The sequence below is a fragment of the Octadecabacter antarcticus 307 genome (assembly GCF_000155675.2).
Classification (GTDB): domain Bacteria; phylum Pseudomonadota; class Alphaproteobacteria; order Rhodobacterales; family Rhodobacteraceae; genus Octadecabacter; species Octadecabacter antarcticus.
In genome coordinates this window covers 4,108,968-4,124,400 of the sequence record NC_020911.1, presented here as the reverse complement: position 1 = coordinate 4,124,400, position 15,433 = coordinate 4,108,968, and the positions used below count along the sequence as shown (strand labels likewise).

The 15,433-nt window shown below is 56.5% G+C and carries 14 protein-coding genes; 5 read left to right on the top strand and 9 right to left on the bottom strand.

Annotated features, from left to right (window positions below):
• Positions 1 to 28: 28 nt before the first annotated feature.
• From OAN307_RS21110 to hutI, 5 genes are read right to left on the bottom strand one after another with little or no spacing between them, the layout of a single operon-like run.
• Entirely contained in the window at positions 29 to 1,069 is a 1,041-nt protein-coding gene (locus tag OAN307_RS21110; RefSeq protein WP_015501527.1) for an aromatic ring-hydroxylating dioxygenase subunit alpha, read from the bottom strand.
• Positions 1,070 to 1,073: 4 nt separating this feature from the next.
• On the bottom strand, positions 1,074 to 2,744 hold the full coding sequence (gene hutU / locus OAN307_RS21105) for a urocanate hydratase (RefSeq protein ID WP_015501526.1): 1,671 nt from the start codon (positions 2,742 to 2,744) through the stop codon (positions 1,074 to 1,076).
• Complete coding sequence (gene hutG, locus OAN307_RS21100) at positions 2,741 to 3,541, bottom strand: N-formylglutamate deformylase (protein ID WP_015501525.1); 801 nt, start codon at positions 3,539 to 3,541, stop codon at positions 2,741 to 2,743. Before hutG ends, hutU begins: the two co-directional genes overlap by 4 nt.
• Positions 3,538 to 5,079 (bottom strand): histidine ammonia-lyase, encoded by a 1,542-nt coding sequence (hutH, locus tag OAN307_RS21095; protein WP_015501524.1) that lies wholly within the window; start codon positions 5,077 to 5,079, stop codon positions 3,538 to 3,540. The genes hutG and hutH overlap by 4 nt, the downstream gene beginning before the upstream one ends.
• The gene (gene hutI / locus OAN307_RS21090; protein WP_015501523.1) at positions 5,076 to 6,269 is read right to left on the bottom strand and encodes an imidazolonepropionase; all 1,194 of its coding nucleotides are present in this window, start codon (positions 6,267 to 6,269) and stop codon (positions 5,076 to 5,078) included. Before hutI ends, hutH begins: the two co-directional genes overlap by 4 nt.
• A 76-nt stretch (positions 6,270 to 6,345) precedes the next feature.
• On the opposite strand from hutI, the gene OAN307_RS21085 reads away from it, so the two are divergent.
• The gene (locus OAN307_RS21085) at positions 6,346 to 7,710 is read left to right on the top strand and encodes a formimidoylglutamate deiminase (protein WP_044045055.1); all 1,365 of its coding nucleotides are present in this window, start codon (positions 6,346 to 6,348) and stop codon (positions 7,708 to 7,710) included.
• Entirely contained in the window at positions 7,707 to 8,408 is a 702-nt protein-coding gene (locus OAN307_RS21080; RefSeq protein WP_015501521.1) for a GntR family transcriptional regulator, read from the top strand. Before OAN307_RS21085 ends, OAN307_RS21080 begins: the two co-directional genes overlap by 4 nt.
• Positions 8,409 to 8,415: 7 nt before the next feature.
• Here the strand turns inward: OAN307_RS21080 and OAN307_RS28515 are convergent, their stop codons facing one another.
• Entirely contained in the window at positions 8,416 to 8,637 is a 222-nt protein-coding gene (locus OAN307_RS28515; protein WP_144055655.1) for a hypothetical protein, read from the bottom strand.
• A gap of 314 nt (positions 8,638 to 8,951) precedes the next feature.
• Here OAN307_RS28515 and OAN307_RS21075 point away from each other — a divergent pair, with 314 nt between their 5' ends.
• The 3 genes from OAN307_RS21075 (at position 8,952) to OAN307_RS21065 (ending at position 12,432) form a co-directional block, all read left to right on the top strand.
• Entirely contained in the window at positions 8,952 to 9,953 is a 1,002-nt protein-coding gene (locus OAN307_RS21075) for a taurine ABC transporter substrate-binding protein (protein WP_015501520.1), read from the top strand.
• 138 nt (positions 9,954 to 10,091) lie between these two features.
• A complete protein-coding gene (locus tag OAN307_RS21070; protein ID WP_044044188.1) occupies positions 10,092 to 10,898 on the top strand; it encodes an ATP-binding cassette domain-containing protein in 807 nt (268 codons plus the stop codon).
• Position 10,899: 1 nt separating this feature from the next.
• Entirely contained in the window at positions 10,900 to 12,432 is a 1,533-nt protein-coding gene (locus OAN307_RS21065; RefSeq protein WP_015501518.1) for an ABC transporter permease, read from the top strand.
• A gap of 175 nt (positions 12,433 to 12,607) precedes the next feature.
• Here the strand turns inward: OAN307_RS21065 and OAN307_RS21060 are convergent, their stop codons facing one another.
• From OAN307_RS21060 to OAN307_RS21050, 3 genes are all read right to left on the bottom strand, one after another.
• Positions 12,608 to 13,603, bottom strand: coding sequence for an ABC transporter substrate-binding protein (locus OAN307_RS21060; protein ID WP_044044187.1), 996 nt, complete (start codon positions 13,601 to 13,603; stop codon positions 12,608 to 12,610).
• A gap of 61 nt (positions 13,604 to 13,664) precedes the next feature.
• Entirely contained in the window at positions 13,665 to 14,504 is an 840-nt protein-coding gene (locus OAN307_RS21055; protein ID WP_015501516.1) for an ABC transporter permease, read from the bottom strand.
• Positions 14,504 to 15,433, bottom strand: coding sequence for an ABC transporter permease (locus OAN307_RS21050; RefSeq protein WP_187292508.1), 930 nt, complete (start codon positions 15,431 to 15,433; stop codon positions 14,504 to 14,506). The genes OAN307_RS21055 and OAN307_RS21050 overlap by 1 nt, the downstream gene beginning before the upstream one ends.

Genomic DNA, 15,433 nt, shown 5'->3' with positions numbered 1-15,433 from the left:
AAGTCAACATTGGCGAAAATAGTGGCGACTATTCAGCCATTTGGCGATCGACTTGCTGTTCTTCGTTGATCATTGCCTGCAACTGACGCCGAAACCGCAATTGCCCACCGTCAATCGGCAGGTCGATATGTGGCGATGATTTGTTGCTCATGCCTTTTTGTACGGCGTTCAACACATCGCGGTCTTCTTCGAACGCGTGTTGCACATCCTCTGTCATCATTTTGGACAAGGCTGCGTCGTCGGGGCGGATATTGCGCAGTTGGAACCAGTAATAGCGCGTCTTGCTGTCTGTTGTGGGCGTCATGAAGTTATAGCTGTCCATGACAAAGGTGTCTTTATGCAGCGGACCATCGGGGCCGCCGGTTCCGGCAGGTGTAAAGACTGCCTTGATCAGGGCATGAGACGGAAAGCGGACTTCATAGTGTTGTAAACGGTCACAATTGCCTTTGAATTCCACGACCTTTTTGTAGAACGGCGCTGGTTCGTGATCCATCATCCAGCGATGCACAACGACACCGGTTTCCGTCTTGGAGACCCGCAATGGTGTGTCCTTGGTGGCGGGGGCCGCAAAGCTGTTCTGGTGCACCCACGCAACGTGCGTCGGGTCCAGAAGATTGTCGCACATTAGTAAATAATTACAGTCTAGTTCCATCGCATCGCCGCGGTTCATGCCCCACGCAGGGTTGCCGTAATTTTCGATCTCAAAAATGTCAGTCACGTCGGCCAGTGCCGGATTGCCCATCCAAATCCAGACCAACCCGTATTTTTCGTGCAAGGGGTATGCGTGAACGCGGGCATTGGACGGAATGCGTCCTGTCCCGGGTGCCCAGACACATTGGCCGGCGCAATCAAACGTTAGACCATGGTAGCCGCATTCAACGGTGTCGCCTTTGATGCGTCCCTTGGACAGCGGTAATTTGCGGTGCGGGCATGCGTCTTCTAGCCCCACAAGCTCCCCCGCCTCGGATCGAAATACGCATACGTTCTCGCCTAAGACGGTGATCTGTTGCAAATCGCGGGTGACTTCATGGTTCCACGCCGCAACGTACCAAGCGTTCTTTAGAAACATCTGCCTATCTCCCTAATATGCCCGGTAAATTTAACCCATTTTCACGGGCACAATCCAGTGCGTCATCGTATCCTGCATCGGCATGGCGCATCACGCCTGTTGCAGGATCATTCCACAAGACGTTGGCGATGCGTCGATCGGCATCTTCTGTGCCATCACAGCAGATGACCATGCCGGAGTGTTGCGAAAAGCCCATGCCAACGCCACCGCCGTGGTGCAATGACACCCAGGTGGCCCCGCCCGCCACGTTCAGCATTGCGTTCAGCAATGGCCAGTCGGACACGGCGTCACTGCCATCTTTCATGGCTTCGGTTTCACGGTTCGGGGACGCGACCGATCCGCTGTCGAGATGATCGCGACCAATCACGACAGGGGCGGACAATTCACCCGTGCGCACCATTTCGTTAAACGCCAGCCCCAGTTTGTCCCGCAAGCCTAAACCGACCCAGCAAATCCGCGCAGGCAGGCCTTGGAACGCGATGCGTTCGCGCGCCATATCAAGCCAGTTGTGCAGGTGTGGATCGTCGATCAGTTCTTTTACTTTGGCATCGGTTTTGTAGATGTCTTCGGGGTCACCAGACAGCGCGCACCAGCGGAACGGGCCAATGCCGCGGCAAAACAGCGGGCGGATGTAGGCGGGCACAAATCCGGGGAAGGCGAAGGCATTTTCAAGCCCTTCATCCAACGCGACCTGTCGGATGTTGTTGCCATAATCCAGTGTCGGCACGCCAGCGTTCCAGAAATCCACCATCGCGGCGACTTGCACTTTCATTGATGCGCGGGCGGCCTTTTCGACCGCCTTTGGCTCGCTTTCCTGCTTTTCGCGCCATTCAGCTACAGTCCAACCTTGTGGTAGATAGCCGTGGATCGGGTCGTGCGCGGATGTCTGGTCTGTGACCATGTCGGGCTTCACGCCGCGTTTAACCAGTTCAGGGAACACATCGGCGGCATTGCTAATCAGTGCCACGGACTTTGCCTCACCTGCCTTGGTCCAAGCGGCAATCATCGCCAATGCGTCGTCAAGGTCATGGGTCTTTTCATCGACGTATCGCGTACGCAGCCGGAAATCGGCGCGGGTTTCATCGCATTCGACCGCCAGACAACACGCCCTTGCCATCACTGCGGCCAAGGGTTGCGCGCCGCCCATGCCGCCAAGACCACCGGTCAAGATCCAGCGCCCTGTCAGGCTGCCATCGTAGTGCTGACGCCCGGCTTCCATGAACGTTTCATACGTGCCCTGCACGATGCCTTGCGTGCCGATATAAATCCACGACCCCGCGGTCATCTGGCCGTACATCGCGAGGCCTTTTTTATCGAGCTCGTTAAAGTGATCCCACGTCGCCCAATGCGGCACGAGATTGGAATTCGCGATCAGCACGCGGGGTGCATCTTTATGGGTGTTGAATACGCCAACAGGTTTTCCCGATTGCACGAGCAACGTCTGGGTCTCTCCCAGTTCCTTCAGTGCCGCGACGATGGCATCAAAGTCTTCCCATGTGCGCGCGGCGCGCCCGATGCCGCCATACACCACCAGTTCGTGCGGGTTTTCCGCCACGTCGGGATGCAGGTTGTTCATCAGCATTCGCATCGGGGCCTCGGTCAGCCAGCTTTTGCAGGTAATCTCGCTGCCAGTGGGCGGGTAGACATCGCGCAGGTTGTGGCGTGAATTGGTCATGAGGTGCCTCCTAGGGTCGGTGAAAGATTGGCCAATGCCGTGAGGGTTTCAGTTAGATGTGGGCGCAGACGATTGGCTTTAGCGTGGTCATAAGTCCAGGGCGTAGCCTCATCGTGCAAATAGCTGGATTGGGCCAGTTCCAGCTGGATCGCGTGGATGCCACTGTCAGGTTGCCCGTAATACCGCGTCGTCCAGCCGCCTTTGAAACGGCTATTGACGGTGGATGTGTACCCCGCCGCAGCATTGCAAATCCCCGTGGTGACAGCCTCAATCTCGGGCGCACAGGTGACGCCCATATTGGTTCCAATGTTAAAGTCGGGCAGGGTGCCATCAAACAGGAACGGGATGTCTGCACGGATCGAATGACAGTCGAACAAAATTACGAACCCGTGCAGTTCCTGCAGGCGGGACAATTCCGCCGATAACGCCGCGTGGTATGGGGCATGAAACGCGATCCTGCGCGCATCAATCTGCGTGTCCGTTGGCGGGGTATCCCAAATGTCCAACCCGTCGAAATCCGTAGTCGGCACCAAAGTCGTGGTGTTCTGGCCGGGGTAAAGGCCGACGCCTGTTGGGTCGCGATTGGCGTCAATGACGTAGCGATGAAAGTTGGCTTTGACGGTTGTGATGTCAGCGATCAGCCCGTCGTAAAGCCGATCAATATGCCAATCGGTATCGGCCAGCTTTCGCCCGTTTTCGTTCAATGCGACCTTTATATCATCGGGCACAAACGTCCCTGCATGTGGCAAGCCAAGAACGATTGGGCCAGCGCCTTGTGTCACTGAAACGGGGGTCATTCTGCAAAGCCTTTTACGAATGCCGATAGCGTCACTGAACCACACAGCGTTCCCGTCGCGACCATATCTGCAGCCGCTTCGATTGACGGTGCCATATAACGATCTTGCGCAAGCGTCGCGACCTTTGTGCGCAAAACCGCCATAGCTGCCTGCAACGGCGCACTGGTTTGCAAAGGTGCGCGAAATTCGATGCCTTGCACGCCGCACATCGCTTCGACGCCGATAATAACGTTGAGGTTGGCATTCATTCGCACCAACCGGCGCGCGGCGTGGGCGGCCATGCTGACGTGGTCTTCCTGGTTTGCGGATGTCGGCGTGCTGTCCGTGGTGCAAGGGTTGGCGAGGTGCTTGTTCTCGCTCATCAATGCAGCCGTCGTTACCTCTGCGATCATCAGGCCAGAATTTAGGCCGGGATCAGGGGTCAGGAACGGTGGCAGGTCAAACGACAATGTCGGATCGACCATCAGCGCCACACGGCGTTGGGCAATCGCGCCGATTTCCGACACGGCGACGGCAATCTGGTCTGCTGCGAAACCGACCGGTTCAGCATGGAAATTGCCACCCGAAACGATCAGCCCTTCTGTCACCAGTACGAGCGGATTGTCGGTGACTGCATTGGCCTCAACCTCCAACGTGCGACCTGCGAAATGTAGCAAATCCATTGCTGCGCCTGTCACCTGCGGTTGGCACCGGATGCAGTAGGGGTCTTGCACGCGAGTGTCGCCGTCGCGGTGGCTGTCGCGAATTTGTGACCCGTCCATCAGGGCCCGTTGTGCCCGCGCAACTGCGATCTGTCCGGCGTGGCCGCGCAGGGTGTGAATGGCGTCTTCCAGCGGCGCAGTTGACCCCATGATCGCGTCCGTTGACAGCGCGCAGGTTACGACAGAGGCGGCTGCGTTTTGCCATGCCCCCCAAAGTCCAACAAGCGCACAGGCGGTCGAAAATTGCGTGCCGTTGATCAGCGCGAGGCCTTCTTTTGCGCCCAATGTGATCGGGCTCAACCCAGCCTGCGCCAAAGCGTCGGAAGCGGCCATGCGAACGCCGTTAAAAATCGCCTCACCCTCGCCGATCATCGCGGCGGCCATATGCGCCAGTGGGGCGAGATCGCCAGACGCGCCGACCGATCCCTGACCTGGGATCACGGGTGTGACGCCTTTGGCCAACATCGCTTCGATGATGTCGACAGTGGACATGACCACACCGGATGCTCCACGTCCGAGTGACAGCAGTTTCAGCACCATCATCAGGCGGGTCGTTGCCCTATCGAGCGGATCACCAACGCCGCAGCAATGGGACAGGATCAGGTTGCGTTGCAGGGTGGCGACGTCTTTGGCTGCGATCTTGACGCTGGCCAGTTTGCCAAAACCTGTGTTGATCCCGTAAACGGCGTCATCGCCCGCAGCGGCTTGCGCGACCAAATCGGCAGCGGCGTTGATGCCTGCATGCGATGTTGGGTCAAGGGCGGCAGGTTTTTGGCCTGACCAAATGTCGCGCAGTTGCGCAAGGGTCGCGAAACCGGGTGTGAGGATGACAGTCATAGTGACCCCTTAAAAATGCGAGAATGAAGCGGGTTGAATCCGATGCGATAGGACAATTCGGCAGGGTGGGCGGCGTTCCAGACGTTCATGTCGGCGCGCGATCCGGCAGTGATGCGACCGCGATTTTTCTCTCCCAGTGCCCTCGCCGCATGTGCCGTCATGCCCAACAGGGCCTCAAGCGGGGTCATGCGGAAAAGGGTACAGGCCATGTTCATCGCCAGCAGTGGCGACGTCAGCGGTGATGATCCGGGGTTGCAATCGGTTGCTAGCGCCATCACGACACTGTGGTCGCGAAACGACTGGATCGGCGGTGCTTGGACCTCGCGCAACGTATAGAATGCGCCCGGCAGAATAACGGCGACGGTGCCGGACGCGGCAAGCGCTGCGGCATCCGCGTCCGTCGCGTATTCTACGTGGTCCGCGCTCAATGCGCCGTAACGCGCTGCCAGCTTTGTTCCGCCAATGTTTGATAATTGTTCGGCGTGTAATTTTACCGGCAGGCCCAGTTCCATAGCGACATCAAACACCCGCGCAATCTGTGTAGGGTCAAATGCGATGCCTTCGCAAAATCCGTCGACCGCATCGACCAATCTGTTGGCGTAGGCGGCGCGTAGGGCAGGGATGCAAACTTCGTCGATATAGGCGTCAGCCCGACCCGCATAGTCGGCGGGAACGGCGTGTGCGCCAAGAAACGTCGTGCGCACATCAATCGGGCGGGCTTTGGCAATGGCGCGCGCAACGCGCAGCATTTTCAGTTCTGTATCTTGATCCAGACCATAGCCGGATTTCACCTCGATCAGTGTCACGCCTTCGGCGATCATGGCGTCCACGCGGGTAAGCGCATCGGCGAGCAACGCATCCTCACCCGCCACGCGGGTGGCTGTCACTGTCGACACGATACCGCCACCGGCCAATGCAATGTCTTCGTAACTGGCACCATTCAAACGTAGTTCAAATTCGCGCGCACGATTGCCGCCAAACACGACATGGGTGTGACAATCGATCAAGGCGGGCGTCACCAATCGCCCGCCGAGGTCATGCGCAACGTCATCGTGATACTTCACGGGAATGTCTTTTGCGGTCCCGACCCACGCAATCGTTTCACCGCGCACCGCAATGGCACCGTGTTCGATTAATCCAAAGCTGTCATCGCTTTGTAGCGTCGAAATGTGGGTGTTTGTCAGGATCATCGGGACGACTCACTTGCAATCATTTGTGGTTATGGTGATTATGTGCATACATAATAACAAGTCAAGCGAGCGCATCATGACGAAACTTTGGACCAAAACAGCGCTGCTCCCATCTGGTTGGGCGTCCGATGTGCTGATTGAGATTGGTAAAGATGGTCGCATCGCCGACGTGCAAACGGGCGTCCCTGAAAAGGGGGACCGATTTGGGCTTTTGCTGCCCGCCCCTGTCAATGTGCACAGCCACGCGTTCCAGCGCGCGATGGCGGGATTGACCGAACGGCGCGGGCCAAACCCGAGCGACAGTTTCTGGTCATGGCGACAGTTGATGTTCCGGTTTCTGGACCGCCTGACGCCGGATCACGTCGAAGCGATCACCGCCTTTGTGCAGATGGAAATGTTTGAGGCTGGTTATGCTACTAATGCCGAATTCCACTACCTGCACCATCAAACGGGTGGCACGCCCTACGACAATATCGCCGAAATGTCTGAGCGCGTGGTGGCCGCCGCATCAACGTCTGGGATCGGGCTGTGCCTTTTGCCAGTTCATTACCAGTTTGGCGGCTGCGACGGGCGTGATTTAACAGCGGGGCAGATCCGGTTCGGCAATACTATGGACCAGTTTCAGGCGCTGCACGCAAAGGCAGCTGAGGGTCTTGGTGTTTTGCCAAAGGACACAAGCGTTGGCGCAGCACCACATTCATTGCGGGCGGTTGGGGTCGATGACCTTAGGACCTACGTCGATCATTTTCCGACTGGCCCGATCCACATGCATTTGGCCGAACAGCGTGTCGAGGTCGATGAAGTGCAGCTGCACTGGGGTGCGCGGCCTGTGGAATGGGCGCTTGAAAACATGGGGTTGGATGACCGCTGGTGTCTGATCCATTGCACCCAAATGACGCTGGACGAAATGATTTGGCTGGCCAGTTCCGGCGCAATCGCAGGCCTGTGTCCAATCACGGAGAGTAGCCTTGGCGATGGCATCTTTGATGCGGTCCGTTGGCTGGATGCGGGTGGTACGTTCGCGGTTGGGTCTGACAGTAACATCCGCATTTCGCTGAGTGAGGAGCTGCGCACGCTCGATTATTCTCAACGCTTGCGCGACGGCACGCGGGCGGCGTTAGCATCTGTAGACCATTCAACCGGTCGGCGCATGTTTGACGGCATTCTAGAAGGTGGCGCCAAAGCGACCACGCGCAAAACCGGAAAGATTGAAGTCGGATACTGGGCCGATTTGCTCGCGCTTGATGCAACGTCTGAACACATGTGGGGGCGGGGTGGCGACACAGCGTTGGATGCCTGGATTTTCGCAGCTGATGACTGTCTGGTAACTGACGTCTGGTCGGCGGGGCGCCATATGGTAAAGTCGGGCGAACACGTGTCGCGACGCGACATTGTCGCCGCATACAAACGCACAATCGACGCCCTGAAAGACGCTATATGAACACGCCCGCTTTTCGAAATTGGCAATCCGTCCAAGAAGAAGTTTTGCGTCGCATCCACGCGCGCGAATGGAAGCCGGGTGATTTGATCCCCAATGAGGCTGATTTAGCGCTGGAGTTTGGATGCGCACGAACGACGGTGAATCGCGCATTGCGCGCGCTTGCCGACAGTGGACTGTTGGATCGTCGCCGCAAGGCAGGCACGCGCGTCGCGGCGCAGCCTGTGGCCAAGGCGACACTGGATATCGCTGTGATCCGCAAAGAGGTCGAAGCACGCGGGCAGACCTATGGCTATCGTCTGATTGCGCGACATATCACACTGCCGCCAGTGGTCATCAGCGCTGCCATGCGTACCAAACCTGACCGCGAATTGCTACATATCTGCGCCCTGCATCTTGCTGACGCTGCACCCTATGCTTTGGATGACCGCTGGATCAACACGACCGTAGTGCCCGAAGCGCTGGATGAGGCGTTTCAGACAGTCAGCGCGAACGAATGGCTTCTCACGCATGCGCCCTACACGCATGGTGAAATTGCGTTTTCCGCACAAGCTGCGTCTGAAACCGATGCGCAAAGCCTTGGGTGCGCCAAACACAGTGCGCTGTTCGCGATTGATCGGCTGACGTGGGACAAGGGAGCATCAGTGACCAAAGTGCGCCTGTTGTTTAGCCCAGGCCATCAGTTGCGCACAGTTCTTTGACATCCTTTTAGCGGTGAAACAGCAATGCGCCCGCCCCCCCCCACGTTGCCTCGATATTGGCTAGCTGGGAAAATACGGTGCGTGGTCCGTGTTCAAGCCGAGACACGCTGCCAAACGGGTTTGGATTTCCATCGGACTTTCCAACGCTGTTCGGTTCTGTCGCGCACAACGGTATCTTTGCAGGTTCACGTACTGCTGTGGGTCGATTTAAGTCAATATTATACCGCATAACGCGCCGAGTCAGAGTAAAGCAATTCAGTGATATTGACGAACAGTGTATTTGTTACTTTTTGAAGGGATTTTCAGATTCGCTTAGGAAATAGGCACAATAATGACTTAATATTAACATTCTAACAAAAAATGGGCCCAAAATTAAGGCCAATCGAGCAGTTGCGATAGGACCACTTTTGAGAAATGAATTGACGTGGCGTCGTTAAGATTCCTACGCTAACCACGCGAAAAGCAAGTCCCGCGCCTGTGGGACCAAACAATAAAACTGCCTGAACCAATCTCGGCAACACTCCAACCAACAGGGGAATCCTTATGTTCAAGAAAACAACTGGCGCCATCGTTCTGAGCGCTATCGCTGCACTAAGCGGCACAACCGCAATCGCAGACGGCCATTCGATCACGGTCGGTTACTTCCTTGAGTGGCCAATGCCATTCCAGTTCGCGAAAGTGAACGGCACCTACGAAGAAGCGCTTGGTATGGAAGTCAACTGGGTCAGCTTTGATACCGGCACGGCCATGTCTGCTGCCATGGCATCCGGTGACGTTCAGCTGTCCGTCAGCCAAGGTGTTCCACCGTTCGTCGTGGCAACATCCGCTGGTCAAGACCTCCAGATGCTCGATGTGGCTGTGTCCTACGCAGACAACGACAATTGCGTCGTGCGTTCTGATCTGGAAATTACTGCGATGTCTGCCGCTGATCTGGCCGGCTCCAAGGTTGCTGTTCCGCTTGGCACGGCTGCGCACTATGGCTTCTTGCGCCAGATGGATCACTTCGGTGTTGATGTCGCATCGCTTGACGTCGTTGACATGTCCCCCCCGGACGGTGCCGCTGCGCTTGCACAAGGTGCGGTCGACATGGCCTGTGGCTGGGGCGGTTCGCTGCGTCGCATGAAGGAAAGCGGCAACACGCTGCTGACCGGTGACGAGAAAACCGAACTTGGCATTCTTGTGTTCGACGTGACGTCGGCACCAACTGCTTGGGTCGCCGAGAACGAAGTGACTGTGGCCAAGTTTCTTGCTGTGACAGCTGAAGCAAACGCGCAGTGGAACGCTGGCGATATGATGGACGAAATGCTGCCTGTCATCGCACAAGATGCTGGTATGGACGTCGATGCGACGGCCGAAACATTGGCAACATTCGTATTCCCATCCGTTGAAGAACAGCTTGGCGCTGCATGGCTTGGTGCTGCGGCACCATCGTTCCTGCAAGGTGTGGCACAAGTCTTCGTTGAAGCGGGCTCCATTGATGGCGCGCTCGACAGCTACGAAGGTGCAATCAACACAGGTCCGTTGGCAGCCGCCAACGACATGTAAGACTATTAAGGGAAAGGCCCGGTGCACCCTGCGCTGGGCCTTTGTCATTTTGAGACTGGGTGAGTCACCCCCTCGATTACTAAAACAGCGCCAGGCGCGCACATCTAATTCTGCGCCATGTGCGCAAGGGAGCCCCCCATGACTGGATTATCCATCAACAATCTTTCGATGCGTTTTGAACTGCCCAATGGCGGGCATGTACAAGCGCTTGAGGGTGTGTCCCTCGAGCTTAAGGAAGGTGAACTGCTCAGCGTGCTTGGCCCATCGGGGTGCGGTAAGACGACCCTGTTGAACATCGTGGCAGGCTTTTTGGCCCAGACCGACGGCAAGCTGGTTCTGAATGGTCACGAGATCAATGGCCCTGACGCCGAACGCGGCATGGTCTTTCAGGCAGGCGCGTTGTTTGAATGGATGTCGGTGCGCGATAACGTCAGCTTTGGTCCGCGTATGGCCGGTAAGAAAAAAGCTGACTACATGGGCAACGTCGATCACCTATTGGAAATCGTCGGCCTGCAAGATTTCAAAGAAAAGATGGTCTATGAACTGTCTGGCGGGATGCAGCAGCGTGTGGCCTTGGCCCGTTGTTTGGCCAATGATCCCGACGTCATTTTGATGGACGAACCGCTTGGCGCGCTAGACGCGCTGACCCGCGAAAAGATGCAAAGCCTCGTGTTGAAGCTGTGGAAAGAAACCGGCAAGACGATCATTCTGATCACCCACTCGGTTGAAGAAGCATTGCTGTTGGGCGAACGTTTGATCGTGATGGCCCCACGTCCGGGTCGAATCCACAAAGAATATCGCCTGCCGTTTGCGGAACTGGGCGTTGGCGCGGACCTTCGGGAGGTAAAAAAGCACCCCGATTACGCACCCACACGTGAGGAGATCCTGAATATGATCTGGGACATGGAAGAAGAAATTATGGGCACCGCAGGGGAGGACGTTTAGCATGAACAGCTCTGTAAACCTTCTTTGTACCCGCGAACGTCTGGGTGAAATCGTCACGCAATTGCGTGCAGTCAGCGTGCCGGAAGGCCAAGTGGTCGGTGATACGTTCACGCCGCCCGACGGCTGTGTGGCCGCCACGGGTTGGGAGACCTTCAGCTACCAGTTTTCCACTTTGGGCGCCGAACTGTGGACTGAAACCAAAACAGTTGCAGCAAGTGCGGCCAGCGCGCTGCCGTCTATCGCGATATATGTGCTGGTTATTCTGGCGAGCATGTTCATCTTCCGCGCGATCAAAACGCGCCTTACCCCGACACGCGACTATGCGTCTCTCAAAACAGTGACCTTTGGAGATGAAAGTGCGGTGCGGTCTGATTTGCCCGCTTCTATCCTGTCGATCATTCTGGTTTTCGTGATCTGGGGTAGTTTTACGGGCTCCGCCCTGATCCCCGGTTTTTTGCACCTCCCCGCGCCCTATGTGGGGGAAAGCAGCTTTACCTACACGCTTGATGACGGTGCTGGAAACCGTGACGATGCCGAGGTGTTCATTCGGGTGATCGCAGCAGGTGAGGCGTCGAGTGATATGGTTTTTGACGAAGGCGACGGGTTGGCCAAAAACGATGGTGCTGAAATCGGCGTCTACTTAAGCGACATCATCGTTTGGGACGGCAACGATGACGTCAAACGCCGTGCAGACGGTGCGCGCATCGTGGCAATCAACGGTGAAGAATTCGACTATGATTTCGGCAATGATGACCTGCGCCAAGCCACGCCGACGTTCAATTTAGACTTTGCGCGCGTCACGATTACGGATCGCGGATCCATCAACGTAGTGCCCAATCAGGGGTGGCAAATGCAGCCGCTGTACCTGCCCGCCCCAGAGGTCGTGTGGAACCGCTTTATCGAGATCGCGAAATACGGCTATCAGAACGTCTACCTAACCGTTCACCTCGGGTTCTCACTGTTCCGCGTTATCGTTGGCTTTATGTTGGGCGCGGCCATCGGCATCCCGCTTGGCTACGCGATGGGCCTGTCCAACTGGTTCCGTGGCTGGTTTGACCCAATCGTGGAATTCATGCGCCCCGTGCCACCATTGGCTTTGATCCCACTGGTCATTATCTGGTTCGGCATCGGTGAAGTTGGCAAAATCTTCCTGCTGTTCCTTGCAGCCTTGTGGATTATGGCAATCGCCGCGCGCTCCGGTGTGTCCGGTGTGCGGATCACCAAAGTCCACGCGGCCTATTCACTGGGTGCTTCGCGCTGGCAAATCCTGCGCCACGTGATCATTCCGAACTCTTTGCCGGAGATCTTCACCGGTGCGCGGGTTGCGATGGGTGTGTGTTGGGGCACGGTTGTCGCAGCTGAACTTGTCGCCGCCGAAGAAGGTATCGGCAAGATGATCACCACGGCATCCAAGTTCCAGAACACCGATATCATTCTACTTGGTGTGATTATCATTGGTCTGGTCGGATTTGGGATCGACATGCTGATGCGCTGGGCTGAACGGTCCTTGGTGCCATGGAAGGGTAAAGGCTGATCCGGGCTTAGGGACGACGAAAGGTCCAGCTAACAGCGGCGAATGCGCTTTGCGCAATCGCCGCTTTCGAAGCCCTTGGGGGCAAAGCCCCAGGATTGAAGTTATAATCTAACATCTCATAAAAAAAGGGCCAGAGCAGTGATGCTCTGGCCCCTTTTCGTGGTCTATAATAGATTTATTCCAGCAACGCCGCATCTGTGATGACCGTCGTATAGGCCCCTGTTGGCGCCATCGAAATCACCGGATCAGATCCGCCAGCCAGCAGCGTCGCGACTGTGCGCTCATAGGCGTCGATGTCCAAGGCACCTGTGCCGCCCGCTGTCAGCTTGGCGATTTCACCCATCATGCGGGCCTGTGCCGCCTCAGACTGTGCGCCGGTTTCATCGTATTCCATAATGATTGCTGCGGCTTCATCCACATTGGCCTCGGCGTAACGCCAGCCTTGCATAGATGCGCGCACAAATCGCACCATCTTGTCCACGAACACGGGATCTTCGAGGTTTTCTTCAAGCGCCCAAATGCCGTCTTCCAGCGTCGCAACCCCTTGATCTTCATATTTAAACGTCACCAATTCATCGGGGTCCACACCCGCATCAAGCACTTGACCGTATTCATTGTAGGTCATGGTGGAAATGCAATCTGCCTGACGTTGCAACAAGGGATCGACGTTGAAGCCCTGTCGTAGGACCGTTACGCCATCGTCACCGCCGTCGGTCCCGATGCCTACTTGGCTCATCCACGACAGGAACGGATACTCGTTGCCAAAGAACCAGACGCCAATGGTCTTACCACGGAAATCTTCGACAGTTTCAATGCCGGTGTCTTTCCAACAGGTCAGCATCAGACCGGAACTTGTGAACGGCTGCGCGATGTTAACGACCGGCAGACCTTTTTCACGAGCTGCCAATGCGGACGGCATCCAGTTGAGCATGATGTCAGCGCCGCCGCCTGCCAAAACCTGTGGCGGTGCGATGTCCGGACCACCGGGCAGAATGGTGACGTTCAGGCCCTCGTCGTCGTAGAACCCTTTATCAAGCGCGACGTAATAGCCCGCGAACTGGGCTTGCGTGACCCACTGCAATTGCAGCGTTACGTAGTTGGCGTGGCCGTCGGCGAACCCCGTTGTCCCAAGTGAGGCAGCAAATGCTGCGATAGTCATTGTCGTTTTCATGTTGACCTCCAGTGTCAGGTTGCGTGTCGCTCCGGTTCCGCCGAAGTCTTATTATTGATTGTTAGCGCTGCGACGGATGCCAGAACGTCGCCCTTTTTTCGATCAGGGCCATGAGCCCGTAGAATGCCGATCCCGCAAGGGCGGCAACCACAATTTCAGCCCAAACCATATCAAGCGCAAGTTGCCCCACCGATGTGGATATCCGAAAGCCCATACCAACGGTTGGTGAGCCGAAAAATTCAGCAACAATCGCACCGATAAGCGCAAGCGTGGTCGCAATTTTCAAACCGTTAAACATAAATGGCAACGCAGCGGGCAGGCGCAATTTGAACAAGGTCGCCCAATAGCCAGCTCCGTAGGTGCGCATCAGGTCGCGCTGCATCGCGCTTGTATCTTTCAAACCCGCCACCGTGTTCACAAGGATAGGGAAGAACACCATGACGCCGACCACTGCCGCCTTGGACTGCCAATCACTGCCGAGCCATTTTACGAAAATTGGCGCTGTACCGACAATTGGTAAAGCGGCCATAAACGCGCCCACGGGCAGAATACCCTTGGTGAGGAATTCGCTGCGGTCCGCGAGCAATGCCACGGCAAACGCCGCAATCATGCCGATGACATAACCCGTCATCGCACCTTTTAAGATGGTCTGTTCGAAGTCCGCCCAAAGAATTGGGATTTCGCTGGCAAACCGCACGGCGATAGAGGATGGCGGTGGCAGAATGATTGGACTGATGCCAAGCATCGTAACAAGCACCTGCCACATTGCGATGACCGTAACGCCAAAAATGATGGGAATAAGCAGTCTGATCGCACGGTTGTCAGATCGCGGCCCATTTGCAAGCCGCGCATTGATCCACCAGCCAGCGGCCCAGATCGTGAGTGCAATCAAAAACGCCATCACGCCGTTGCCCCCATACCCATACGCGCCAAAGTGCGCCGTTCAATCCAGCTTAGGATTGCGACCAGTAGCGCCGCGGTAATCGCCGCCCCGAACAGGGCGGCCCATGTGACCATAGGCTGCCCGTATTGGTCGCCGACCAGCATCCGCGCACCAAAACCAGCTCGCGCGCCCGTTGGTAATTCAGCAACAATCGCGCCGACCAAAGCGGCCGAAATCCCGATCTTTAGCGACGCAAACAGATACGGCATCGACGCGGGCAGGCGAAGTTTCCAAAACCCCTGATGTGCGTTGGCACTGTAGGTGCGCAGCAGGTCCAGCTGCATCCTATCAGGACTGCGCAATCCTTTGACCATGCCGACAACGACAGGGAAAAAGCTCAGGTAGGCGGAGATTATGGATTTGGGAAATAGCCCTTGAATTCCAATCGCACCCAGCATGACGATAATCATCGGGGCCAGCGCCAGAATAGGAATGGTTTGCGATGTGATTGCCCACGGCATCACGGACTTATCCATCGTGCGGTTATAGACAATACCGACGGCCAACAGCACGCCCATCGTAGTGCCCATCACAAACCCAAGCAGCGTCGCCGACAGTGTGACCCATGCGTGATACACCAGTGATCGCCGCGATGTCGGGGCCTTGGTAAAGATCGTCTCATACATCTCAATCGCGACCTGATGTGGTGATGGCAGGCGCGGGCGGATCAGCGTATAGGTCATCGCGATGATCGCGGGGTTCTTAATCACCAACGTCAGCCCAGTGTACGCCTGCCGGTCTCGCGGCGCTTCTGGCGTCATGATTAATCCATCACGTTGCGCCTGATCCGCCGTCAAATGTGCATTCATTGGAATAACGGCAGCCGTCCAAATGACGAAGATGACCCCCACAACCACCAACGCTGGAATGATATCCCTGATGTTCAT